We start from the raw sequence: 21563 nt of genomic DNA, 5'->3' as shown, positions 1-21563 counted from the left end.
CGCCCCGTCGCCGCTAGGCTGGGCACGAGGTCTCCGGTGTTCTTGATCAGCTTGGTCGTTGATCGGTCTACCGGAGACCTCGTCTATTTGACCCCCAGACACGCCGCACCAACAATGCCGACCAGAAGTTCCGCTGGTCAGCACATCAAAACAGGCTCTAGACCGCCTTCAGCGCCTGCTCCAGGTCGGCCCACAGGTCCTCGACGTCCTCGAGGCCGGCGGACAGCCGGATCAGCTGGTCGGAGACCCCGGCGCCGTGGCGGTCGCCCTCGTCGACGATCCGGTGGCTGATCGAGCCCGGGTGCTGGATCAGCGTGTCGACGCTGCCCAGGCTGACGGCCGGCGTGATCAGCCGGACTGCGCCGATCAGGGCGTGCGGGTCGCCGTCGACCTCGAACGCCACGAGCGGCCCGCCGATCCGCGGGTAGTGGACCGCCTTCACGGCCGGGTGCTCGCCGAGCCGTGCCGCCAGGGTCGCCGCGGTCGCCGAGGCCGCGTTGACGCGCAACGGCAGCGTGGAAAGCCCGCGCAGCAACAGGTATCCGGCGAGCGGGTGCAGCACGCCGCCGGTCGCGAAGCGGATCTGCCGCAGCCGGGCGGCCTCCGCCGCGTCGCACGCGACGATCCCGCCCATCACGTCACCGTGGCCGCCGAGGAACTTCGTCGCGCTGTGCAACACGATCCGCGCGCCGTGGCGGCCCGGACGCTGGAGCACCGGGGTCGCGAAGGTGTTGTCCACCAACAGCGGCACCTCTCCGCACGCGCGGGCCAGCTCGGCGATGTCGGCCTCGGCCAGGGTCGGGTTCGCCGGCGTCTCGACGAACACGAGCCCGGTGTCCGGCCGCAGCGCGGCGGCGACGGCATCCGGCGCGGCCCAGGTGACCTCCGTGCCGAGCAGCCCGGACTCGAGCAGGTGGTCGCTGCAGCCGTACAGCGGGCGCACCGCGACGACGTGGCGTTTCCCTTGCGCCACCGCGGAAAGCAGGCAGGCCGAGACGGCGGCCATGCCACTGGCGAAAGCGACGCCGTGCTCGAATCCCTCCAGCTCGGCGAGCGCCCGCTCGAACCGCTCGACGGTCGGGTTGCCCACCCGGCCGTAGATCGGCGGCCCGTCGAGTTCGGCGCCGGCGGCGAAGGCGTCGATCCGGGCGGCTTCGGCGGCACTGTCGCGGGACGGGTAGGTCGTGGACAGGTCGAGCGGAGCGGCGTGCACGCCGAGGTCCGTGAGGTCGTCACGGCCGGCGTGGACGGCTCGCGTGCGCAGCGAGGAAGTCATGGCAGCATGGTCGAGCTTTCCCCGGGCCGGGGGCAACACTCTCGGATATCATTCGGCGATGTCCGCTTCCGTCGAACTGAGTCCGGTCGATCTCGAAATCCTGCGCCTGCTGCAGAACGATGCCCGGATCACCAACAAGGACCTCGCGGCCGCGGTCGGCATCGCGCCGTCGACGTGCCTGGACCGCGTCGCCCGGCTGCGGGACACCGGGGTGATCACCGGGCAGCACGCGTCGGTCGACGCGGCGAAGCTGGGCCGGCCGCTGGAGGCGTTCCTGTTCGTCCAGGTCCGCCCGCACCGGCGGCCGCTGGTGGACCCGTTCATCGAGCACCTGCTCTCGCTGCCGGAGGTGCGCGCGGTCTACCACCTGACCGGGCCGGACGACTTCCTCGCACACGTGGCGACCAGCTCGGCCGGGGAGCTGCAGCGGCTGGTCCTCGACGAGCTGACCGCGCGGGACGAGGTCGCCCGCGTGCACACCAACCTGGTGTTCCAGCACTGGAGCGGCGGCCCGCTGCTGCCGCCGGGGGCCTGAGGTCAGAGCGTCTCGAGCCAGCGGCGGGTCTCGCGCGGGGACGTCAACCGGACGACGGCCGGGCCGGGTGGCTCGGCGGCCCACGCCCGGATGCGGGCCCGCTTGCGCGCGAACGACGTGAAGTGCCAGCGGATGATCGAGTCCGTGGAGAACATCTGGCGGAACGACTCGACGTTGCCGTTGCAGATCCGCCGCCGGGTCGCCGCCCGCACGAACGTCCGGCGCACCAGGCGGCTCAGCGAAAGCCAGCGCGGGTAGTCGAGGCCCACCACCAGCTGGGTGCGCGGCAGGACGATGTCCTGCCACTTGCTGTAGACGGCGTCGAGGACCCAGCGTTCCTGCGCGCACACCTCGGCGATCCGGCGGCGCTGTTCGTCGTCGGGGGTGCCGACCCAGCCCGGCTGCCAGCAGATGTCGTCCGCGGAGTGGCAGGGCAGGCCGGTCCGCTCGGCGATCCGGGCCGCGAGCGTCGACTTGCCCGAGCCGGTCACGCCGACGACGACGATCCGGTCAGGCCTCGAGGTCACGGGCGGGCTCCCGCGGTCCGCGGTAGGGCAGGGTCTGGCGGTAGACGAGGTTCGTGGTCGTGCTGCCGAACTGGCACAGCTCGTCGACCGTGCGCTCGAGGTGGGCCATCGAGGCCGCGGCGATCTTGAGCGTGTAGCAGTCGTCGCCGGTGGTGCGGAGGCATTCGAGGATCTCCGAACGCTCGCCGAGCAGCTTGTGCAACGGCTCGTGGCGGCTGCCCGGGTACTTGAGGCGGACCACGGCGAGCACCGGGTAGCCGACCTTGCCGAGGTCGATTTCCGCGCGGTAGCCGCTGATCACGCCGACGGTCTCGAGCCGCCGGAGCCGTTCGGTCGCCGCGGACGCGCTGAGATTCACGCGGCGGCCGAGCTCGGTGAGCGGCAGCCGGGCGTCGCGCTGGAGCTCGGCCAGGATGGCCCAGTCCGTCGGGTCGAGACTCTCGGTCATCCGCCGAACATACCGTGGGATCCACGGCGGAACGGGCCGAACGCCGTGATCGTTCCCTTCCGGATCCGGGCAAAACGTCGATAGCCTTTCCGGGTGAAGATCGGCGTGAACGTCCCCAATTTCGGCCCCGGCACGAACCCGGGTGTGCTGCGCGCCTGGGCGCAGACGGTCGAAGGCCTCGGCTACGACCTGCTGATGGTGTCCGACCACGTCGCCATCACGCCGGACGTCGCCGACCAGTACCCGGCGCCGTTCTACGAGCCGTTCACGACGTTGTCGTGGCTGGCCGGGGTGACGCAGCGGGTGCGGCTGGGCACCACGGTGCTCGTGGTGCCGTACCGGCATCCCCTGCTGGTGGCGCGGATGGCGGCGAACCTCGACGAACTCAGCGGCGGCGGCCGGCTGGTGCTCGGCGCCGGGATCGGCTGGGCGAAGCAGGAGTTCGACGCGCTGGGCGTGCCGTTCGAACAGCGCGGCAAGCTCACCACCGAGCACCTGCGGGCGATCCGCGCCGCGTGGGCCGGCCGCGACGACTACCGCGCGGAGTCGATCCCGCTGTGGCTCGGCGGGCACAGCGACGCCGGGCTGCGCCGGGCGATCGAGCTCGGCGACGCCTGGCACCCGCTGCGGCTGACGATGGCCGGGTTCCGGGAAACGCTGGGGCGTCTGGAAAAGCTGGCCGGGGACGGACCGGTGCCGGCCTTCGCGCCGCGGATCCTGTTGCGGGTGACGGCGGCGCCGGTGACCGGGCCGGACCGGCGCGCCGGCGAGGGCACGCTCGAGCAGGTCGTCGACGACCTGGCGCAGTTGCGGGCGATGGGGGCGGACACCGTCGTGCTCGACCCGTTCGACTCGGACCCGGCCGAAACGCTGCGCCCGGAGGTGGCGTGGCGTGATCTCGCGGCAGCGGCCGCATCCTGGAGGGAGAACCTGTGAAGGACACCGAAGAAGCCCTGCTGCGGCGGGCGATCGAGCTCGCCCGCGAGGCGCGCGAGGAGCACGGCAACCCGCCGTTCGGCTCCCTGCTGGCCGACGCCGACGGGAAGATCCTGGTCGAGGACCGCAACACCTCGCTGACCGACAACGACATCACGGCCCACCCGGAACTGAAGCTGGCGCGCTGGGCGGCCCAGAACCTGGACCCGGAAACCGCGGCGGCCACGACGATGTTCACCAGCACCCAGCCGTGCGGCATGTGCACCGGGGCGATCGAGCGGTCCGGGCTCGGCCGCGTCGTCTACGCGTTGTCGACGGAGCAGTTCCTCACGCTGCGGCCGCCGCTCACGTGGGGCAAGCACAAGATGGAGGGTCCCGCCCTGTTCGACGAGGCCCGCGTGCCGGTCGAGGGCTATTACCAGTGACGGCTTACCAGGTGCGCCCGGTGGCGCGCATCGAGTCATCCCTGACGGACCGTGCGTCGGCTCCGAAGCAGGGTGACGAGGGCGCGCCACCGTCCCGGGTGGTGTTCGAACCGGAATTCGCCCGTGCAGCGGCCGATCTCCGCCCGGGCGACCGCCTGGTCCTGCTGACCTGGCTGCACGAAGCAGACCGCGGCGTCCAGGCGGTCCACCCGCGCAGCGATCCGGACCGTCCGCTGCAGGGCGTGTTCTCGACGCGCTCACCGGACCGCCCGAACCCGATCGGCCTCCACACGGTGACGGTGACGGCCGTCGAGGGCAGCACGCTCACCGTCGCCGGCCTGGAAGCCATCGACGGAACGCCGGTGCTCGACGTCAAGCCCGTCCTCGGCGAGGTGGCCGAGCGCTGATCAGTAGTCCTTGAAGCCCTTCCCGGTCTTCCGCCCCAGCCGGCCGGCCGTCACGAGGTGCTCCAGCAGCGGTGCCGGCGCGAAGCCCTCCTCGCGGAACTCGTTGTAGAGCGTCCGCTGGATGGCCAGGGAGACGTCGAGGCCGACGACGTCCAGCAGCTCGAACGGGCCCATCGGCAGGCCACAGCCGACCTTCATGGCCGTGTCGATGTCGTCCGCGCCCGCGTAGTGGGCCTCCAGCATCTTCACCGCGTCGTTCAAGTACGGGAACAGCAACGCGTTGACGATGAAGCCCGCGCGGTCGCCGCAGTGCACCGCGTGCTTGCCGACCGCGGCGCAGACCGCGCTCGCCGTCGCCACCACGTCCGGGGCGGTCGCGATCGTCGAGACCACCTCGACCAGCTTCATCACCGGGGCCGGGTTGAAGAAGTGGAGACCGACCACATCGGACGGCCGGGACGTCGCGGCCGCGCACTCGATCACCGGCAGCGAAGACGTCGTCGTGGCCAGGACCGCGCCGGGGCGGACCACCTCGTCCAGCGCCGAGAACACCGCCTGCTTGACCGCCAGCTCCTCGGCCACCGCCTCGACGACCAGGTCGACGTCGGCCAGCGCCTCGAAGTCGGTGACGGGGGTGATGCGGGCCAGCGCCACGGCGGCGTCCTCTTCGGACAGCTTGCCCTTGACCACGGCCTTATCGAGCGACTTCTTGACGCGCGCCACCGACGCCTGGGCCTTCTCCAGGCTCCGGGCGCGCAGCACGACGTCGAGGCCGCGCTTGGCGAACACCTCCGCGATGCCGGTGGCCATCGTGCCCGTCCCGACCACGCCCACCCGCGCCACCGGGCGCGGCGGCACACCCTCCACAGTGGACACGCTCGCCGAGGACACCACGTTGGGCGAGTCCGGGCCGTCGTAGGTGTAGAAGCCCCGGCCGGTCTTGCGGCCCAGCAGGCCCGCCGTGATCATCTGCTTGAGCAGCGGCGCAGGCGCGTGCAGGCGGTTGCGGGACTGGTGGTACATCGTGTCGAGGATTTCGTTCGCGGTGTCCAGCCCGATCAGGTCGAGCAGCGCGAGCGGGCCCATCGGGTAGCCGCAGCCGAAGCGCATCGCGGCGTCGAGGTCCTCGCGGGTGGCGTAACGCTGCTCGTACATCCGCACCGCGTGGTTGAGGTAGCCGAACAGCAGCGCGTTGGCGATGAAGCCGGCCCGGTCGCCGATCACCACCGGCACCTTGCCGAGCCGCTCGGCGAACTCGACGACCTCGGCGACCACGTCCGGCTCGGTCACCACGGTCTTGACGATCTCGACGAGCTTCAGCACCGGCGCCGGGTTGAAGAAGTGCATGCCGACGACCTTGCCGGGCCGCGCGGTGTGCACGCCGATCTCGGTGATCGACAGCGACGACGTGTTGGACGCGAAGACCACTTCGGGCCGGGTGATCTTGTCCAGCTCGGCGAAGACCTCGGCCTTCAGCTCGAGGCTCTCCGGGATCGCCTCGATCACCAGGTCCACTTCGGACAGATCCGACAGGGACGTGCCGTACCGGATCCGGCCCAGCAGCGCCTCGCGCCCGGGGGCGTCCAGCTTGCCGCCGGCGAGCGCCCGTTCGGTGGAGTGCTCGAGGTGACCGCGGCCGCGGGCGACGCCGGCTTCGTCGACTTCGACCGTGACGACGTCGAGCCCGCTGCGCGCGAGCACTTCGGCGATGCCGGCCCCCATGGTGCCCAGGCCGACCACACCGACCGTCGAAATGTCCCGCGCCATCGAGGCCTCCAGAGATGTTACTCGCTGGTAATTGGCCTCGATACTGCCACGGGCCACCGCCGGAGCCCAGACGGAATCGAGTCAGTACGGCTCAAGTCACCCGGTCGGCGACGACGGCTTCACTCGCCGAAATTGCCGTCCACCAGCTCTTTCGCCTTCTCCAGCGCGGCGGACGCCTGTGGCCCGCGCGCCCGGACGCGGATCCGGTCACCCTGGCGCGCGCCGAGCGACATCAGGGCGAGGACGCTGTGGCCGTCGGCCTCCTGGTCGCCGAGCCGCACGGTCACCTCGGCGTCGAACTCGCTGAGCGTGCGCACCAGCACCGCGGCGGGCCGGGCGTGCAGCCCGACGTCGTTGTGCAGCTCCAGCTCGACTTCGGCGGCGTCGGCCGGAGCCTCCTCGGCGGGCGCCAGGTCATCGGGGATCCCGGCCGCCGCGGCAGCCTCGGCCACCGCCTTGCGGTCCTGACCGGCCTGGGCCGCGACCGCCGCCGCGATCGCGCCCTCGACCAGCGGGCCGTCCGCGACGACCGCGGCCGAGGGGTCGGCCAGCGACTCGACGGCGAGCTCCGCCGTCATCTGCGCGCTGCCCAGGTCGTAGAGCAGCACGACGCCGTCGCCGGAGTCGGCGCGCTGGGTGGCGGCGACGACCTCGTCGTAGTCCGTGCCGATCGAGCCGTCGGAGAGGCCGCCGGCCGGGAGGATGGTGACGTCCGGCGCCATCTGGGCGGCCAGTTCGGCCAGCCCTTCGGCGAGCTTCGCACTGTGCGACACGAGCACGATTCCCACGCTCACCGGGCGGCCTCCGCGAACGCCCGCAGCAGCAGCGCCGACGACCGCGCGCCGGGGTCCATGTGCCCCACAGCCCGCTCGCCGAGGTAGGACGCCCGGCCCTTCCGCGGCACCAGGTCCACTGTGGACTCCGCGCCGGTGTCGGCCGCGTCGGCCGCCGCGGTCAGTACCGCGGCGACGTCCCCGCCGTCCTCGGCCGCCTTCTCCGCGGCCGCCACCGCGGGGATCAGGGCGTCGACCATGGTCGCGTCGCCGCCCACGGCCTTGCCGCGGGCCTGGACGCCTTCGAGGCCGGCGCGCAAGGCGTCCAGCAACGCCGGGACGTCGACGGCCTCGACGGTGCCCAGTTTGGCCGAAGCACGCAGGAAAGCCGTGCCGTACAACGGGCCCGCGGCCCCGCCGACCTTCGAGATCAACGTCGTCGCGACGAGCTTGAGCACCCCGCCCGGCGTGTCCGGAACCGCCGAATCGAGCGCCGCCACGACGGCCGCGAAGCCGCGGTTCATGTTCTCGCCGTGGTCGCCGTCGCCGATCGCGCGGTCGAGGTCGATCAGTTCCACCCGGTGCTCGGCGACCACCGCCGCGGCGGCGCGCACCGCCGCCGCGACCCCCGCGGCCTCACACGCCATCAGAGCCCCCACCGCAGGGCCGCGGTGTTGACCGGGGCGTCCCACAACTCGGTCAGCTCGTCGTCCAATTTGAGCAACGTCAGGCTCATCCCCTGCATCTCGAGGCTGGTGATGTACGGGCCGACCAGCTGGCGTTCGACCACGATCCCACGGTCGGCCAGCAGCCGCTCGGCGATGCCGTGGGCCAGGTAGAGCTCGACGAGCGGGGTGCCGCCCATCGAGTTGGTGAACAGCAGCACGCGGTCGCCCGAGGCGAACGGCAGGTCCGACACGACCGCCTCGACCATCCGGGCCACCAGCGCGTCGGCCGGCTCGGCCGGGAGCCGCTCGCGGCCGGGCTCGCCGTGGATGCCGATGCCGAACTCGATCTCGTCGTCGGCGAGGTCGAAGCTGGGGGTGCCGGCGTGCGGCACGGTCGGCGCGGTGAGCGCGACGCCGATCGACCGGACCTGGCCGATCACCTTCTGTGCCAGCGCGGTGACGGCGTCGAGCGAGTCGCCGCGCTCGGCGGCGGCGCCGGTGATCTTCTCCAGCAGCACGGTCCCGCCGACCCCGCGGCGGCCCGCGGTGTACGTCGAGTCCTTGACCGCGACGTCGTCGTCGATCACGACGCTGCGCACCTCGAGGCCCTCGGCGGCGGCCAGCTCGGCGGCCGTCTCGAAGTTCAGCACGTCGCCGGTGTAGTTCTTGACGATGAGCAGCGCGCCCGCGTCGCCGGTGGTCGCGGTGACGGCGGCCTGCACCGCGTCCGGCGTCGGCGAGGTGAACACCGCGCCGGGCACGGCCGCGGCGAGCATGCCGTGGCCGACGAACCCGCCGTGCAGCGGTTCGTGCCCGGACCCGCCGCCGGAGATGACGGCGACCTTGCCCGCGACCGGGGCGTCGGCTCTGATCACGACGTCCGGGTCGTACTGGACCCGGAGGACGTCGGCGTGCGCGGCGGCGAGCCCCCGCAGCGACTCGGCGACCACGTTCGCCGGATCGTTGATGATCTTCTTCACGGCAGCCTCCGGCACATCGGCGGGTGGGTGTCCCCTTCCTACCTCTCCGCGCGGCCCGCCGCCAGATCAGGGTTTGGGGAGCTTGGTGACCACGTTCTTCGCGACGGTCACCGCCTTGCCGCACGGGTCGGTGTCGTTGTCGGCATACCCCTGGTAGTCCACCTGGGCCAGTTCGACGTCGTCGCCCTGCCACGGCCGGTGCTGCCACTCGACCTTGCACCGCGCCGAACCCCCGGTCGCCTGCTTCTGGAAGCCGGTCACGCCGTTGCCGAGGTCCACCTTGGAGTTGCCGTCACCGACGAGCGGGGGCAGCCCCGGCCGGAACCCGACCGTCACCGCCGGGCCCCGGTCCCGCCACTCGCACGAGTGCAGACCCGAGGGAGCGGGCTTCGCCGACGGCACGACGGCGGTCACCGCCGCGGCGTCGGCCATCGCGCACGGTTCGGCGGTCAGCACGGTGCCCGCGGGTGTCGAGTACTTCTCCGGCGAGTTGTGCACCTTTTGGACGACGGCTTCGGCGAGCGCCTGCCCAGGGCGGCACGGATCACCCGCGTAGGTGACCGACACCTCGAGCGCCACATCCGGGTTCAGCGCCGTCATCACCGCGACGGTGCAGTCGGTGTCGCCGGTCTTGTTCACGCGCAGCGGCAGCCCGCCGGCCACTCCGGTCGTCTTGTCCGCCCGCGGCACGACGGTGCTGCCGATCTCGAGTTCGAGCCGGATCTCCTTGCCACCGGGGTCCTTCACCTTGTTGCTGCAGGTGTCGAAGGCGATGGACGACGGCGACGGGTCGTCCTCGACCGTGCCGAGGCCGAGTGCGCCCAGTGCGTCCTTGGTCAGGAACTGGCACGGCTGGATCGTGCGGAGCACGCCGGCCGCCACGGCGGCGTCGGTGATCGGGCCGTCGGGGACCTGGCCGGACCCGGCCGCCGCGGGCACCGTCGTCCGGGCGAAGTTGGACTTGCCGAGGTCCGGCCCGCACGCCGTCAGCGGCAGGGCGAGCGCGGTGACCAGCAGGAACAGCTTCGGGAGACGGCAGTGCCGAACGTCTGGGAACACGCGATGCACGGTAGCGGCAGCCGAACGCCGCTGTCCGGACAACCCGGCTATTCGCCCGCCGCCGCCGGTGTGTCGCCGGTCTCCGGCTCGGCCGGCACGACGAGCGGGCGCACCAGGGCCCAGGTGACGAACAGCGCGGCGACCACCAGCATGCCGATCCCGGCCCACAGGTTGATGTTGACGTCGGCCGCCTTCTTGATCTCCTCGTCGGAGGTGAAGCCGATACCCATCACGGTGAGGATGACGCCGTAGACGCCGATCAGCAGGGCGATGATCAGGCGGATGTCGAAGGCGCCTGCCTTGTGCGCGCGCGGCTGCGACTCGGTAGCCATTCCGACCTCCTAGAAGATGATGTTCAGGGCGATGGTCAGGACGAGCACGATGCCGGCGAGCAGGCCCGGCTTGCGGTACCAGCCCGCGTTCTCGCCGGTCGCGTCGTGCTGGCGCGTCTCCTTCGGCGTCAGCGAGTAGACCAGGCCCACCAGTTCTTCGTCCGGCTTCGGCTTGGTCGCCAGCGAGACCACGACACTCACCACGATGTCCACCACGAAGGCGACACCGGCGGCCACGAAGCTGGTGCCCTGGCCCTCCAGGCCGATCACCCCGGCCTGGGACAGGCCCCAGATCGTGATCGCGGACGCGGTACCGAGCACCAGGCCGCTCCAGCCGGCGTGCGGGGTCATCCGCTTCCAGAACATGCCCAGGATGAACGTCGCGAACAGCGGCGCGTTGAAGAAGGAGAACAGGTCCTGCAGGTAGTTCAGGATGTTGCCGGAGTTCGACGCGATGAACGCCGTGCCGATCGCGAGGATCGTGCCGCCCGACGTCACGATGCGGCCGAGGTTGAGGTAGTAGTGGTCCGGCTTGTCCTTCTTCACGTACGTCTGCCAGATGTCGTACGTGAAGACCGTGTTGAACGAGCTCAGGTTCGCCGCCATGCCGGCCATGAACGAGGCCAGCAGGCCGGCGATGGCGATGCCGAGCATGCCGTTCGGCAGCAGGTCGCGCATCAGCAGCAGGAGCGCGTTGTTGAAGGTGACGCCGCTTTCGGCCTTGCCGCCGTCGAGCAGCACCTGCTTGTCCTTGACGTACTCGGACACGGTGACCGCGGCGATCATGCCGGGGATGATCACGATGAACGGCACCAGCATCTTCGGGAAGGCGCCGATGATCGGGGTGCGCCGCGCGGCCGACATGCTCTTCGACGCCATCGCGCGCTGGACCTCGACGAAGTTCGTCGTCCAGTAACCGAAGGAGAGCACGAACCCGAGGCCGAAGACGATGCCCAGCACCGAAAGGAAGCTGTTGCCGAAGCCGGTCAGGTTGTCACCGGGCCACGAGTGCAGCTGCGCGGTGCCGCCCGGGCTGTTGGTCACCTTGTCGACCAGGCCCTGCCAGCCGCCGACCTTGACCAGGCCGATGATCGTCAGCGGCACCAGGGCGATGACGATGACGAAGAACTGCAGGACCTCGTTGTAGATGGCGGCGGAGAGGCCGCCGAGCGCGGTGTAGGAGAGCACGATCGCGGCGGCGACGATGATCGACACCCACAGCGGCCAGCCCAGCAGCAGGTTCACCACGCTGGCCAGCAGGAAGAGGTTCGCGCCCGCGATGAGGATCTGGGCCGCGGCGAAGCTGACGCCGTTGACCAGGTGGGCCGGCTTGCCGAAGCGCCGCCGCATGAACTCCGGGACGCTGCGGACCTTGGAGCCGTAGTAGAAGGGCATCATCACGATGCCGAGGAACAGCATCGCCGGGATCGCGCCGATCCAGAAGTAGTGGACGGTCGGCAGGCCGTACTGGGCGCCGTTGGCGGACATGCCCATCACCTCGACCGCGCCGAGGTTCGCCGAGATGAACGCCAGGCCGGTGACCCAGGCGGGCAGCGACCGGCCCGACAGGAAGAAGTCGAGGCTGCTCGACACCTGCCGCCGCGCCAGATAACCGATGCCCAGCACGAGCGCGAAGTAAAACGCCAACTCGATGTAGTCGATCGCGCTCGCGTCGAGTCGCAGGTTCGCATCGGCTAGGACGAGCACCCGACCCACCTCCGGCAGTTCCCTATTTCAAACAGGACAAGATCCGACAGGAATCACCAGCATCCCGTCGGATCCGGACAGTACTGCATGGATTCAGGGTCGGCACGCCGACGTGTCCAAAATGGTCAGAGGGCGCGCTTTCCCGGCCTTGACCAGGGAAAACGCGCCCTCGTTCCGCGCGCCGCGGGAGTGGCGGGGATCAGCGGTCGGTCGGAACGGCGATCTCGCCGTCCTCGGCGATCAGGTGGGCCAGCACGTCGTCGGGCAGGTAGGTCCGGTGCGGGTAGCCCGGGCCCCACGAGTTGAGGATCGGCACGGCGCCGAGCTCGTCGGCCCGCGGGTTGGCGAGCACCGAGTGCACGTCGTCGACCGACTTCACCCAGCGGAACGCCTTGATGCCCTGCTTGGCCTCGGCGGTGTACTTCTCGCGGGCGTGCCAGTCGTCGTTGCCGTAGGAGTCGTCCCACAGGACGTGCCCGGTGTCCTTGAGCACCTCGGCCGCGGCCCGCACCGACGTGCCGTTCTCGTCACCGGGGTTGGTCTCGGGCCACTCGTCGCGCTTCTTGGCCGAGTCCCAGAGCCAGCGGGCCGCGTACTCGCTGCCGTTGAAGATCGACATGCACCGCGACCAGCCGAAGCCGACGCAGGCGCCTTCGTGGCCCTGGTCGTAGAACGCGTACCAGGCGTCGGTGTCCGGGGTACCGCCCGGCTCGAGGCACACGCAGTGGCCACCGCGGATCCGGCCGAGCTTCTTGACGCCGGCCTTCGCGATGAAGAACTCGCCGGACTTCTCGTCCTGCTCGGGCTGGTCGAACGCCGAGTACCAGTTGACGCCGATCACGACCGGCGCCCGGGTGGGCCGGTCTTCGTCGGCCAGCGCGCCGAGCGGATACCTTTCCACGTGCCGCCAGTCGTCCGGAATGAACCGGCCCAGGCGCGGGTCGGCCGGATCGGAACCGAGTGGGCGATAACGCATGACTTCCTCCTTGCGTGCAGGCGAAAATGCGCACACGCCGGCCGGATGGCATGCGCACCCCGAGCTCGAAGGCGGACTGAAACGTTGGCACGACGAAGAAAGACGGCCGAGCGCACCACCCTCCGGCCACGCCGGACGCACCGGCGGAACCCCTCGAATCGAGTGTCGCACGAAAACGCCGAATAAGATCCCGAACTCACCCGAACAGCGCACGAATCACGGTGAAAAAGTTTCCGCTGACCACACGCACACCTATCGGGTCAAAGATTTCCTGGCGGAGTAATAATCACCGAATCAGATACACCGATTTCGGCATCGATTCGGTATCGGCCCCGAGATACGCCCCTTCGGGCAGGGGCAGGGTCAATTTTTCAACGACCCGCGGTACCTGTCCGGGCCGCCCGCCGGCTTCGGCGGCCGCTGGGCCAGGGCTTGCAGAAACGCCGACGTCATTCCGCCACCCGCCGGAACCGCGGCACCCGGCCGTCCGGTGTCTCGACCGTCTCCGCGAACATCGCCGCCGGGCGCACCCACAGTCCCCGCTCGCCGTAGAGCGCGCGGTACACCACGAGTTCCTCTTCCGTCTCGCTGTGCCGGGCCACGCCCAGCACCTCGTACTCGCCGCCCTTGTAGTGGACGTACCGGCCCGGCTCCACCTCAGAACAGCCGGAACTCGTCGGACTCGATGCCGCGGAGCTCGTCGTAGTCCAGGGTCAGGCAGCGGATGCCGCGGTCCTCGGCCAGCGTGCGGGCCTGGGGCTTGATGATCTGGGCCGCGAACACGCCCTGCACCGGCGCCAGGAGCGGGTCGCGGTTGAGCAGCTCGAGGTAGCGCGTCAGCTGCTCGACGCCGTCGATTTCGCCGCGGCGCTTGATCTCGACCGCCACCGAACGGCCGTCCGCGTCGCGGGCCATGATGTCGACCGGGCCGATGGCCGTCGGAAATTCGCGGCGGACCAGCGTGTAGCCGTCGCCGAGGGTCTTGATGTGCTCGGCCAGCAGTTCCTGCAGGTGCGCTTCCACGCCGTCCTTCTGCAGGCCCGGTTCCGCGCCCAGGGCCTGGGAGTGGTCGTGGAAGACCTCGTCGATCGAGATCACCAGCTTCTCGCCCTGCTTGTTTTCGACGATCCAGAGCTTGCCGTCCTCGATCAGCCAGCACGGCGGGCTCATCCAGTTCAACGGCTTGTACGCACGGTCGTCGGAGTGCACCGACACCGAGCCGTCGGACTTGACGAGCAGCAGGCGGGTGGCCATCGGCAGGTGGGCGGTGAGCCGGCCGGCGTAGTCGACCTGGCACCGCGCGATCACGAGACGCACCCGAGGAGGGTAGGACAGGGTCGGCGATACTGGGCGCGTGGACCCCATTCAGCGTGTCGCGTCCCGCGAGGTGTACCGGAACAACTGGATGACCGTGCGGGAGGACGAAATCCGCCGCCCCGACGGCTCGCCGGGCATCTACGGCGTGATCGACAAGCCGTCGTACGCGCTGGTCATCGCCCAGGACGGCGACCGGTTCCGGCTGGTCGAGCAGTTCCGCTACCCGCTCGGCGAGCGGCGCTGGGAGTTCCCGCAAGGCACCGCACCGGACCTGGCGGACGTGCCGCCGGCCGAACTCGCCGTGCGGGAGCTGCGCGAAGAGACCGGCCTGCGGGCCGGCTCGATGGTCCCGCTCGGCAAGCTCGACGTCGCCGCCGGCATGAGCAGCCAGCGCGGCTGGGTGTTCCTCGCCACGGACATCAGCGAGGGCGAGCCGGAGCGCGAGCACGAGGAACAGGACATGCGCAGCGCGTGGTTCGCGCGCGCCGACGTCGAGAAGATGATCCTCGCCGGGGACATCACCGACGCGCAGTCGATCGCCGCGTGGGCGCAGCTCATGCTGTTCGAGCGGCACCGGCCTTGAGCATCCCGCGGATCACCAGGTGGTGGAACGGCTTGATCAGCGCGAAGTAGGCCGGGCCGACGCGGTTGTGGAAGTGCACGATCGTGCCGAGCCGGAAGCCGCGTGACACCGCTTCGACCGTCAGGTACCCGGTCAGGTGACTGTCGTCCACGCCCGCGATCAGGTACCGCTCCGGATCCCCGGCGCGGACGGTGAAGAACGCGACCCGGTCGCCGGGCGCGAACCCGATGTCCTCGGGCCGCAGCCGGCCGGTCCGCGGGACCGACGCGGTCTCCAGCCGCAACGCCTTGGCGAGCACGTACCGGACGCCGAACAGGGCTTTCACCCAGGCCGGCGACCAGCCGAACACGCCGGCGACGAACTCGCGCAGGCTGTTCTCGCTCTCGATTTCCTTGAACTCGACGTAGTCGGCGCCGTCGACGTAAGGCTCGGTCATTTCCGTCTCCCCAGTACCAGTTCCAACGCGCTCTTCAGCTGCCGGCCGGTCAGCGGCGGCACGACCTGCCCGGCACCGACGACGACCAGGTACAACGCCCGCGCGAGGTCGGCGTCGCCGCCGATCTCGGTCAGGTAGGCCACGCGGGTGGCGTCCACGCGCTCCTGCACCGCCCGGGCTTCGGCGTCCTGCAGGGCCCACGCCCGGACGGCGATCTCCAGCTGCGGCCCCGGTCCCGGCGCCAGGACCAGCTTCAGCAACGCGCTCAGCCGGTCGCCGTCCGCCGCTTCGGCCTGCTCCACGAACCGCGTGGTGCGTTCGGCTTCGAAGTGCTCCAGCAGCGCGGTGCGGTAGCCGCCCATGCCCTTGAAGTGGTGGTAGAAGGAGCCTTTCGACAGCCCGAGGCGTTCGGTGAGCCGCTCGATGGTCACCGACGGCGCGCCCTGCTCCGCCAGCAGCACCAGTCCCGCGTCCAGCCAATCCCGCTTGCCCGCCATGGCCATACCATACCGTATGGTATGGACGGCGGCCACGACGAAACCCGGCCGGACCGTCTCGCCGATCAGTCGGGCCAGGAGGGCTTGCGCTTCTCCAGGAACGCCGCCATGCCCTCGCGGGCGCCGGGCAGCTGGGACGCCGCCGCCATGACTTCGAGCGCGATCGCGTAGGCGTCGGCCTCGGGGCGGTCGAGCTGGGCGTAAAGGGTCAGCTTGCCCATCGACTTGCTGGCGCGGCTGCCGCGGGTGGCCCGGGCCAGCAGCTCCGCGACGGCGTCGTCGAGCTGCTCGTCGGGGACGACCCGGTTGACCAGGCCCCAGTCCAGCGCCGTCGCCGCGTCGATGACGTCGCCGGTCAGGGCCAGCTCCATCAGGCGCTTGCGGCCGATCGACCGCGCCACCGGGACGGCCGGCGTGTGGCAGAACCAGCCGCCCTTGCCGCCCGGCAGCGCGAAGCCCGCCGACTCGGCGGCCACGGCCAGGTCGCACGACGCCACCAGCTGGCAGCCCGCCGCCGTGGCCAGGCCGTGCACCCGCGCGATGACGACCTGCGGGATCGACTGCATCGTCTTCATGACGTCGGCGCACAACGTGAGCAGCTCGCGCACGCCCGCCAGGTCACGCGCGGCGACGTCGGCGAAGTCGTGGCCGGCGGAGAACACCGGGCCGTCGGCGGCCAGCACGACGCCGGTCGCGTCGGTCGTCCCCGCCTCGCGGAACGCCGCGAGCAGCTCGGCGAGGTGGTCCGCGGAGAGCGAATTGCGCCGCGCCGCCCGGTTCATGGTGATCGTGACGGTGTCGCCGTCGCGCTTGACCAGGATGTGCTCGTACTCGGTCATGCCCCGACGGTAGTACTTCCCGAGCGGAATGTGCGCCGGTAGCTGTCCGGCGCGACGCCGACTTCGGCGCGCATCCGGCGCCGCAGGTTGGCCGCCGTGCCCAGCCCGGACCGCTCGGCGACGCGCTCGACCGGCAGCGACGTCGTCTCCAGCAGCCGCTGCGCGTAGCGGACGCGCTGGACGCGCAGCCAGCGTCCCGGCGTCACCCCGGTGGCCGCGGCGAACTCGCGGTGGAACGTCCGCTCGCTCATCCGCGCGTGCCCGACCAGGTCCTCGACGCCGATGCCCTCCCCGAGCCGCGCCAGCGCCCAGTCCATTGTGGACGCCATCCCGGGCTGGGCCGCCTTCGGCGGCAGCGGGTTGTCGACGTACTGGCGTTGCCCGCCTTCACGTGCCGGCGGCATCACCAGGCGGCGTGCCAGCATGGCGGCGATGTCGGCGCCGTGGTCGCGCCGGACCAGGTACAGGCAGAGGTCGAGGCCGCCGACCACGCCCGCGGACGTCAGGACACCGCCGTCGTCGGTGTAGAGCACGTCACGCTGCAGGTCCGCGCGCGGGGCGACCTCGGCGAGGGCGTCGAGGTCGCGCCAGTGCGTGGTCGCCGGGCGGCCGTCGAGCAGGCCGGCGGCGGCAAGGGTGAACGCGCCGGAGCACAGCCCGGCGACGGTCGCGCCGGCCCGGTGGGCCCGGCGCAGCGCCGTCACGGCCGACGGCAGCACCGGGGCGAGGGGGTCGTCGCGGCCCGGCGCGAGGACGAGGTCGCAGCCGTCGAGCCCGGCGAGGCCGTGCGTGGCCGCGACGTCACCGAACGGCGAGACGGCTGTCCGCACCCGGCCGGCGCTGCACAGCCGCACGGTGAACGAGCCGATGCCGCTGTCGGTCCGGTCCTGGCCCCAGACCTCGCCGATCACCGCGAGGTCGAACATCCTGGTGCCCGGCAGCAGGAGGACGCCGATGGTGCGCATGGCAGGAAAGTACCGCATCGCGCGTCTTCTGCCACTCCCCTCGCGCACCGCACTCCCGCGAAACTCGACGGCATGACCGAAACGGCACTCATCCTGATCGACGTCCAGCGCGGGTTCGACGACCCGGAGTTCTGGGGCCCGCGCAACAACCCGGGCGCCGAAGCGAACATGAAGGCCCTGCTCGACGCGTGGCAGGAGCGGCGGCTCCCGGTGGTCCTGGTGCACCACGACTCGCCGAAGCCCGGCTCGCCGCTGCGTCCCGGCCAGCCGGGCAACGACTTCAAGCCCGAACTCGACGGCGCCCGGCCGGACCTCGTGTTCGGCAAGAAGGTCAATTCGGCGTTCCTCGGCGACGTCGACCTCGACGCGTGGCTGCGCAAGCGCGGCATCACGAGCTTCGTCGTGGCCGGCATCCAGACGAACTTCTGCTGCGAAACCACCGCGCGGATGGGCGGGAACCTCGGCTACGACGTCACTTTCGCCCTCGACGCCACGTTCACCTTCGACCTCCCGGGCGTGACCGCGGACGAGCTCTACCGCGTCACGGCGGCGAACCTGGCGAACCAGTTCGCCACCGTGAAGTCCACGAAGGACGTCCTGGCCGAGCTCAGCTGAGGCCGTGCCGTTCGCGGATCAGGCTGACGATGCCGTCCATGATCCCGGTGAGCTCGTAGTCCTTGGGCGTGAACACCCGGGCGATGCCGCGTTCGGTGAGCAGCGCGGCATCGTCGGGCGGGATGATGCCGCCGACGATCACCGGCACGTCGCCCGCCCCCGCGGCGCGCAGGCCGTCGACGACGTGCGGGACGACCTCGAGGTGCGAGCCGGAGAGCACGGAGAGCCCGACGACGTGCACGCCTTCCTGCACCGCGGCCGCGACGATCTGCTCGGGCGTCAGCCGGATGCCCTGGTAGACGACCTCGAAGCCGACGTCGCGCGCCCGGACCGCGACCTGCTCGGCGCCGTTGGAGTGCCCGTCGAGACCCGGCTTGCCGACCAGGATCCGCAGCCGCTCGCCCAGCTCCGCCTCGGTTTCCCGGACCCGCGTGCGCACCCGCTCCAGCTCGGGGTCACCGGCACCGGCGACCGCGGAGGCGGAAACGCCGGTGGGCGCCCGGTATTCGCCGAACACCTCGCGCAGCGCGCCGGCCCACTCGCCGGTGGTCACGCCGGCCCGCGCACAGTCCACAGTGGCCTCGAACAGGTTTTCCGTGGTCTGCGCGCGTTCCTTCAGCGCGGCCAGCGACCGTTCGACGGCCTCGTTGTCGCGCTGGGTGCGCCACTCCTCGATCGCGGTGACGGCGGCCTTCTCGACGGCGGGGTCGATCGTCTCGATCGCCTTCGCACCCTCGGCCTGCAGCGGCGACGGCTCGGTCGTGCCGAACTTGTTGACCCCGACCAGGATCCGCTCGCCGTTCTCCATCTCGCGGCGGTACTCGGCCAGCGACGCGACCAGCTGCGACTTCATGTACCCGCTCTCGACCGCGGCGACCGCGCCGCCGAGGTCCTGCACGCGGGCGATCTCCTCGCGGGCGCCGGCCATGATCTCGTCGACCTTGGCCTGGATGACGTGCGAGCCGTCGAAGATGTCCTCGTACTCCAGCAGGTCCGTCTCGAACGCGAGGACCTGCTGCATCCGCAGTGCCCACTGCTGGTCCCACGGCCGCGGGAGGCCGAGAGCCTCGTTCCACGCGGGCAGCTGGATCGCGCGGGCGCGGGCGCCGCGGGAGAGCGACACCGCGAGCATCTCCAGCACGATCCGCTGGACGTTGTTCTCCGGCTGGGCTTCGGTCAGCCCGAGCGAGTTGACCTGCACGCCGTAGCGCAGCCGGCGGGCCTTGGGATCCGTTACGCCGTAACGGTCGCGCGTGAGCTCGTCCCAGAGCGCGGTGAACGCGCGCATCTTGGACATCTCCTCGACGAACCGGACGCCGGCGTTGACGAAGAAGGAGATCCGCGCGACGACCTTCGCCATGTCGGCCGCGTCGACCTGGCCCGAGTCGCGGACGGCGTCGAGGACGGCGATCGCGGTGCACAGCGCGTAGGCGACCTCCTGCGTCGGCGTCGCCCCGGCTTCCTGCAGGTGGTAGCTGCAGATGTTGATCGGGTTCCACTTGGGGACGTGGTGCACGGTCCAGGCGATCACGTCGGTGATCAGCCGCAGGCTCGGCCCGGGCGGGAAGATGTAGGTCCCGCGGGACAAGTACTCCTTGATGATGTCGTTCTGCGTGGTGCCGGCGAGCTTCGCGAGCACCTCGTCGACGTCGCGCCCCTCGGCCTCGGCCTGCTCGCGCGCCACGGAGACGTACAGCGCGAGCAGCCACATGGCCGGCGCGTTGATGGTCATCGACGTGTTCGCTTCGGCGAGCGGGATGCCGTCGAAGAGCCGCCGCATGTCGCCGAGGTGCGACACCGGGACGCCGACCTTGCCGACCTCGCCGCGGGAGAGCTGGTGGTCCGGGTCGTAACCGGTCTGGGTGGGCAGGTCGAAGGCCACCGAAAGGCCGGTCTGCCCCTTCGCGAGGTTGCGCCGGTAGAGCTCGTTCGACGCGGCGGCGGAGGAGTGCCCCGCGTACGTGCGCATCACCCAGGGGCGATCCCGCTCGTTGTCGGATGGGTACGGCACTGGGCACCTCCGGCGGTGGACGTTTCGTCGAGTGTACCGACCGGTAACTTATGGTGGCAGTGCAATGGGACACGTCCGGGTGACGTCAGCCGGCCGCCTGCTCGTGCACGATCAGGTCGCGCAACCCGTCGACGTCCGGCACGTCGAACAGCTCGATCGGGGCCGGTTGCCCCTTCTTCGGCAGGGAATATCCCAGCAGGTACACGGACCCGTCACGTCTCGTGAGCGTGAGCCGGCCGCCGCCGTCCTGATCGCGCCGGACGACCGGCGACTCCAGGTCACTCAGGTACTCGCACGTGCGGATGCGGCCCGAAACGCGGTCGGCCACCACGACCCGCTGGTCGGTCACCGCGTACACCGCGCGGCGCGTCGTGCGGAGCCGCCAGAGCACCGGCGCCCAGACGATGGCGAGCCCGATGCTCCCGAAGGTCACGGCCGCCCCGGGGGCCGGCAGCCCGATGGCGACGGCGAACCCCGACACCATGACCGAGCCGAAGACGAGGCGGTACCACTCGAGCCCCGTCGGGGCGATCCGCCGCGGCCGTCCCGACCACAGCAGCCGCTCACCCGGTTCCAGGGCGATCAGCGGTTCGTCCACGGCGACCTCCTCGGTTGCCGGGGTGACGCACCGGAAGGCCGCGCGGGTTGCCCCGATCAGGCAGCCGGGCTGTCGGCTTCCGGCGGGGCCTGGCGGGCGCGGGCTTCGTCGATCGCCTTGGTGAGCAGGTCGCGGACGCGCTTGGGCTCGCCGATGCCGATCAGCGTCACCGTTCCCGCACCGCCGAAGGTGATGGTGCCGGTGCGGGACGGGCCCGTCTTGAGCACCGGGGCGGGCAGGCCGGCCAGCTCGCTGGAGCGTTCCTTCTGCCGGAACAGCCCCGAGCGCGCGATGATCCGGCTGTCGGTGACGGCGTAGGTGGTGCGCCCGAGCGCGAGGTACCGGACGATCGACCGGCCGACGGCGCCGTAGAGACCGATCACGAGCGCAACGACGGCCGCGGCCATGGTGAGCCCGCTGGGTTCACGGGTGAGCAGCAGCCAGAGCGCGGCGGCGGCGAGGAGAAGCCCGACGGGGGCAACCACCCCATCCGCGGCGACGTAGAGCGGGCGCTGGACCGGCTCCCCCGCCCAGAGCACGCGTTCACCGGGCAAAAGCTCGATTTCCCCTGCTGACATGGCCGAACACTACTCTGCCGGAGGTTGTTCCGCCGAGTCCCGCGCGCGCTGGATGTGGTCGTGCACCCTCTGTGCGTGGCCGATCGCGCGGAGCACCAGATCGCCCTCCGGATGCCGTTCGAAGTGGACGATCAGCCGCCTGCGCCGGTCTTCGGCGGCGCGCCTCTGGCCGCTGCCTCTCCGCCCCTAACGGCACGCGGACGCCAAAACCGGCACCCCGCCCAGACCTCCCCACCACCCCGATCCGAAGCCCAAACACGGCCGGTGGTGCCGGGTCAAGGCACGCTTTCCCGCCTTGACGCGGTACC

General features: G+C 71.0%; 27 protein-coding genes. 7 read left to right on the top strand and 20 right to left on the bottom strand.

What is annotated here, in order from left to right; translation table 11 throughout:
* Window positions 1–157 precede the first annotated feature (157 nt).
* Window positions 158–1276 (bottom strand): trans-sulfuration enzyme family protein, encoded by a 1119-nt coding sequence (locus ACWDN5_RS39005; protein WP_449679818.1) that lies wholly within the window; start codon window positions 1274–1276, stop codon window positions 158–160.
* Window positions 1277–1334: 58 nt separating this feature from the next.
* Here ACWDN5_RS39005 and ACWDN5_RS39000 point away from each other — a divergent pair, with 58 nt between their 5' ends.
* Window positions 1335–1811 carry an Lrp/AsnC family transcriptional regulator gene (locus ACWDN5_RS39000; protein WP_086840754.1) on the top strand — a complete coding sequence of 159 codons (477 nt, stop codon included), beginning with the start codon at window positions 1335–1337 and terminating at the stop codon, window positions 1809–1811.
* Window positions 1812–1813: 2 nt separating this feature from the next.
* Here the strand turns inward: ACWDN5_RS39000 and ACWDN5_RS38995 are convergent, their stop codons facing one another.
* Window positions 1814–2338 carry an adenylate kinase gene (locus ACWDN5_RS38995; RefSeq protein ID WP_449679817.1) on the bottom strand — a complete coding sequence of 175 codons (525 nt, stop codon included), beginning with the start codon at window positions 2336–2338 and terminating at the stop codon, window positions 1814–1816.
* Complete coding sequence (locus ACWDN5_RS38990; RefSeq protein ID WP_310967074.1) at window positions 2322–2786, bottom strand: Lrp/AsnC family transcriptional regulator; 465 nt, start codon at window positions 2784–2786, stop codon at window positions 2322–2324. Before ACWDN5_RS38990 ends, ACWDN5_RS38995 begins: the two co-directional genes overlap by 17 nt.
* A 93-nt stretch (window positions 2787–2879) precedes the next feature.
* On the opposite strand from ACWDN5_RS38990, the gene ACWDN5_RS38985 reads away from it, so the two are divergent.
* Genes ACWDN5_RS38985 through tsaA form a run of 3 tightly spaced genes read left to right on the top strand, consistent with a single transcriptional unit; the run spans window position 2880 to window position 4554 of the window.
* Window positions 2880–3722 carry an LLM class flavin-dependent oxidoreductase gene (locus tag ACWDN5_RS38985; RefSeq protein WP_449679816.1) on the top strand — a complete coding sequence of 281 codons (843 nt, stop codon included), beginning with the start codon at window positions 2880–2882 and terminating at the stop codon, window positions 3720–3722.
* Window positions 3719–4147 (top strand): nucleoside deaminase, encoded by a 429-nt coding sequence (locus tag ACWDN5_RS38980; RefSeq protein ID WP_449679815.1) that lies wholly within the window; start codon window positions 3719–3721, stop codon window positions 4145–4147. The genes ACWDN5_RS38985 and ACWDN5_RS38980 overlap by 4 nt, the downstream gene beginning before the upstream one ends.
* Window positions 4148–4158: 11 nt before the next feature.
* Window positions 4159–4554 (top strand): tRNA (N6-threonylcarbamoyladenosine(37)-N6)-methyltransferase TrmO, encoded by a 396-nt coding sequence (gene tsaA / locus ACWDN5_RS38975; protein WP_310968454.1) that lies wholly within the window; start codon window positions 4159–4161, stop codon window positions 4552–4554.
* On the opposite strand, the gene ACWDN5_RS38970 is transcribed toward tsaA, so the two are convergent.
* From ACWDN5_RS38970 to nucS, 10 genes are all read right to left on the bottom strand, one after another.
* Window positions 4555–6321: a 3-hydroxyacyl-CoA dehydrogenase family protein gene (locus ACWDN5_RS38970; RefSeq protein ID WP_449679814.1), complete on the bottom strand. Its 1767-nt coding sequence runs from the start codon at window positions 6319–6321 to the stop codon at window positions 4555–4557.
* Between the two features lie 119 nt (window positions 6322–6440).
* Window positions 6441–7115, bottom strand: a complete 675-nt coding sequence (gene dhaM, locus ACWDN5_RS38965; protein ID WP_449679813.1) for a dihydroxyacetone kinase phosphoryl donor subunit DhaM — start codon at window positions 7113–7115, stop codon at window positions 6441–6443.
* Window positions 7112–7741: a dihydroxyacetone kinase subunit DhaL gene (gene dhaL / locus ACWDN5_RS38960; RefSeq protein WP_449679812.1), complete on the bottom strand. Its 630-nt coding sequence runs from the start codon at window positions 7739–7741 to the stop codon at window positions 7112–7114. Before dhaL ends, dhaM begins: the two co-directional genes overlap by 4 nt.
* A complete protein-coding gene (gene dhaK, locus ACWDN5_RS38955) occupies window positions 7741–8742 on the bottom strand; it encodes a dihydroxyacetone kinase subunit DhaK (RefSeq protein WP_449679811.1) in 1002 nt (333 codons plus the stop codon). The genes dhaL and dhaK overlap by 1 nt, the downstream gene beginning before the upstream one ends.
* Before the next feature lie 66 nt (window positions 8743–8808).
* The gene (locus tag ACWDN5_RS38950) at window positions 8809–9801 is read right to left on the bottom strand and encodes a DUF3558 domain-containing protein (protein WP_449679810.1); all 993 of its coding nucleotides are present in this window, start codon (window positions 9799–9801) and stop codon (window positions 8809–8811) included.
* A 47-nt stretch (window positions 9802–9848) separates the two neighbouring features.
* The gene (locus ACWDN5_RS38945) at window positions 9849–10133 is read right to left on the bottom strand and encodes a hypothetical protein (RefSeq protein WP_310967066.1); all 285 of its coding nucleotides are present in this window, start codon (window positions 10131–10133) and stop codon (window positions 9849–9851) included.
* 9 nt (window positions 10134–10142) lie between these two features.
* Window positions 10143–11840 (bottom strand): sodium:solute symporter family protein, encoded by a 1698-nt coding sequence (locus tag ACWDN5_RS38940; RefSeq protein ID WP_310967065.1) that lies wholly within the window; start codon window positions 11838–11840, stop codon window positions 10143–10145.
* Between the two features lie 199 nt (window positions 11841–12039).
* The gene (locus ACWDN5_RS38935) at window positions 12040–12816 is read right to left on the bottom strand and encodes a hypothetical protein (RefSeq protein ID WP_449679809.1); all 777 of its coding nucleotides are present in this window, start codon (window positions 12814–12816) and stop codon (window positions 12040–12042) included.
* A 449-nt stretch (window positions 12817–13265) separates the two neighbouring features.
* Window positions 13266–13472: a DUF1653 domain-containing protein gene (locus tag ACWDN5_RS38930; RefSeq protein WP_449679808.1), complete on the bottom strand. Its 207-nt coding sequence runs from the start codon at window positions 13470–13472 to the stop codon at window positions 13266–13268.
* A gap of 1 nt (window position 13473) precedes the next feature.
* Window positions 13474–14133, bottom strand: coding sequence for an endonuclease NucS (gene nucS, locus ACWDN5_RS38925; protein WP_191316401.1), 660 nt, complete (start codon window positions 14131–14133; stop codon window positions 13474–13476).
* Between the two features lie 37 nt (window positions 14134–14170).
* Between nucS and ACWDN5_RS38920 the strand changes: the two genes are divergently transcribed.
* Entirely contained in the window at window positions 14171–14716 is a 546-nt protein-coding gene (locus tag ACWDN5_RS38920; RefSeq protein WP_310967061.1) for an NUDIX hydrolase, read from the top strand.
* Here ACWDN5_RS38920 and ACWDN5_RS38915 read toward each other — a convergent pair.
* From ACWDN5_RS38915 to ACWDN5_RS38900, 4 genes are all read right to left on the bottom strand, one after another.
* A complete protein-coding gene (locus ACWDN5_RS38915; RefSeq protein WP_449679807.1) occupies window positions 14688–15152 on the bottom strand; it encodes a DUF2867 domain-containing protein in 465 nt (154 codons plus the stop codon). The two genes, ACWDN5_RS38920 and ACWDN5_RS38915, sit on opposite strands and share 29 nt — an antisense overlap.
* Window positions 15149–15649 carry a TetR/AcrR family transcriptional regulator gene (locus ACWDN5_RS38910; RefSeq protein WP_449679806.1) on the bottom strand — a complete coding sequence of 167 codons (501 nt, stop codon included), beginning with the start codon at window positions 15647–15649 and terminating at the stop codon, window positions 15149–15151. The genes ACWDN5_RS38915 and ACWDN5_RS38910 overlap by 4 nt, the downstream gene beginning before the upstream one ends.
* Before the next feature lie 65 nt (window positions 15650–15714).
* A complete protein-coding gene (locus tag ACWDN5_RS38905) occupies window positions 15715–16488 on the bottom strand; it encodes an enoyl-CoA hydratase-related protein (RefSeq protein WP_449679805.1) in 774 nt (257 codons plus the stop codon).
* Entirely contained in the window at window positions 16485–17453 is a 969-nt protein-coding gene (locus tag ACWDN5_RS38900) for a GlxA family transcriptional regulator (RefSeq protein ID WP_449679804.1), read from the bottom strand. Before ACWDN5_RS38900 ends, ACWDN5_RS38905 begins: the two co-directional genes overlap by 4 nt.
* 72 nt (window positions 17454–17525) lie before the next feature.
* Here ACWDN5_RS38900 and ACWDN5_RS38895 point away from each other — a divergent pair, with 72 nt between their 5' ends.
* Window positions 17526–18068, top strand: a complete 543-nt coding sequence (locus ACWDN5_RS38895; RefSeq protein ID WP_449679803.1) for a cysteine hydrolase family protein — start codon at window positions 17526–17528, stop codon at window positions 18066–18068.
* On the opposite strand, the gene ACWDN5_RS38890 is transcribed toward ACWDN5_RS38895, so the two are convergent.
* The 3 genes from ACWDN5_RS38890 to ACWDN5_RS38880 all read right to left on the bottom strand — a co-directional run bounded on the left by ACWDN5_RS38890 (window position 18061) and on the right by ACWDN5_RS38880 (window position 21255).
* Window positions 18061–20079: a protein meaA gene (locus ACWDN5_RS38890; protein ID WP_310967055.1), complete on the bottom strand. Its 2019-nt coding sequence runs from the start codon at window positions 20077–20079 to the stop codon at window positions 18061–18063. The genes ACWDN5_RS38895 and ACWDN5_RS38890 overlap by 8 nt on opposite strands.
* 85 nt (window positions 20080–20164) lie before the next feature.
* On the bottom strand, window positions 20165–20677 hold the full coding sequence (locus ACWDN5_RS38885) for a hypothetical protein (RefSeq protein WP_310967054.1): 513 nt from the start codon (window positions 20675–20677) through the stop codon (window positions 20165–20167).
* A 56-nt stretch (window positions 20678–20733) separates the two neighbouring features.
* Window positions 20734–21255, bottom strand: a complete 522-nt coding sequence (locus ACWDN5_RS38880; RefSeq protein ID WP_449679802.1) for a PH domain-containing protein — start codon at window positions 21253–21255, stop codon at window positions 20734–20736.
* A gap of 75 nt (window positions 21256–21330) precedes the next feature.
* Between ACWDN5_RS38880 and ACWDN5_RS38875 the strand changes: the two genes are divergently transcribed.
* On the top strand, window positions 21331–21563 hold a 233-nt coding region (locus tag ACWDN5_RS38875; protein ID WP_449679801.1), incomplete at its 3' end, for a hypothetical protein.

The sequence above is a fragment of the Amycolatopsis sp. NPDC003731 genome (assembly GCF_053586895.1).
The sequence above is the reverse complement of the archived record's forward strand: the minus strand, read 5'-3'. Positions and strand labels throughout refer to the sequence as shown.

Bases quoted from the DNA above. Each gene is read 5' to 3' on its own strand.
- ACWDN5_RS39000 (WP_086840754.1), top strand. From the start codon at position 1,335: ATGTCCGCTTCCGTCGAACTGAGTCCGGTCGATCTCGAAATCCTGCGC.
- ACWDN5_RS38895 (WP_449679803.1), top strand. From the start codon at position 17,526: ATGACCGAAACGGCACTCATCCTGATCGACGTCCAGCGCGGGTTCGAC.
- ACWDN5_RS38915 (WP_449679807.1), bottom strand. From the start codon at position 15,152: ATGACCGAGCCTTACGTCGACGGCGCCGACTACGTCGAGTTCAAGGAA.
- ACWDN5_RS38880 (WP_449679802.1), bottom strand. From the start codon at position 21,255: ATGTCAGCAGGGGAAATCGAGCTTTTGCCCGGTGAACGCGTGCTCTGG.
- dhaL (WP_449679812.1), bottom strand. From the start codon at position 7,741: ATGGCGTGTGAGGCCGCGGGGGTCGCGGCGGCGGTGCGCGCCGCCGCG.
- ACWDN5_RS38970 (WP_449679814.1), bottom strand. From the start codon at position 6,321: ATGGCGCGGGACATTTCGACGGTCGGTGTGGTCGGCCTGGGCACCATG.
- ACWDN5_RS38900 (WP_449679804.1), bottom strand. From the start codon at position 17,453: ATGCGCACCATCGGCGTCCTCCTGCTGCCGGGCACCAGGATGTTCGAC.
- ACWDN5_RS38910 (WP_449679806.1), bottom strand. From the start codon at position 15,649: ATGGCGGGCAAGCGGGATTGGCTGGACGCGGGACTGGTGCTGCTGGCG.
- ACWDN5_RS38945 (WP_310967066.1), bottom strand. From the start codon at position 10,133: ATGGCTACCGAGTCGCAGCCGCGCGCGCACAAGGCAGGCGCCTTCGAC.
- ACWDN5_RS38990 (WP_310967074.1), bottom strand. From the start codon at position 2,786: ATGACCGAGAGTCTCGACCCGACGGACTGGGCCATCCTGGCCGAGCTC.
- ACWDN5_RS38905 (WP_449679805.1), bottom strand. From the start codon at position 16,488: ATGACCGAGTACGAGCACATCCTGGTCAAGCGCGACGGCGACACCGTC.
- ACWDN5_RS38935 (WP_449679809.1), bottom strand. From the start codon at position 12,816: ATGCGTTATCGCCCACTCGGTTCCGATCCGGCCGACCCGCGCCTGGGC.
- ACWDN5_RS39005 (WP_449679818.1), bottom strand. From the start codon at position 1,276: ATGACTTCCTCGCTGCGCACGCGAGCCGTCCACGCCGGCCGTGACGAC.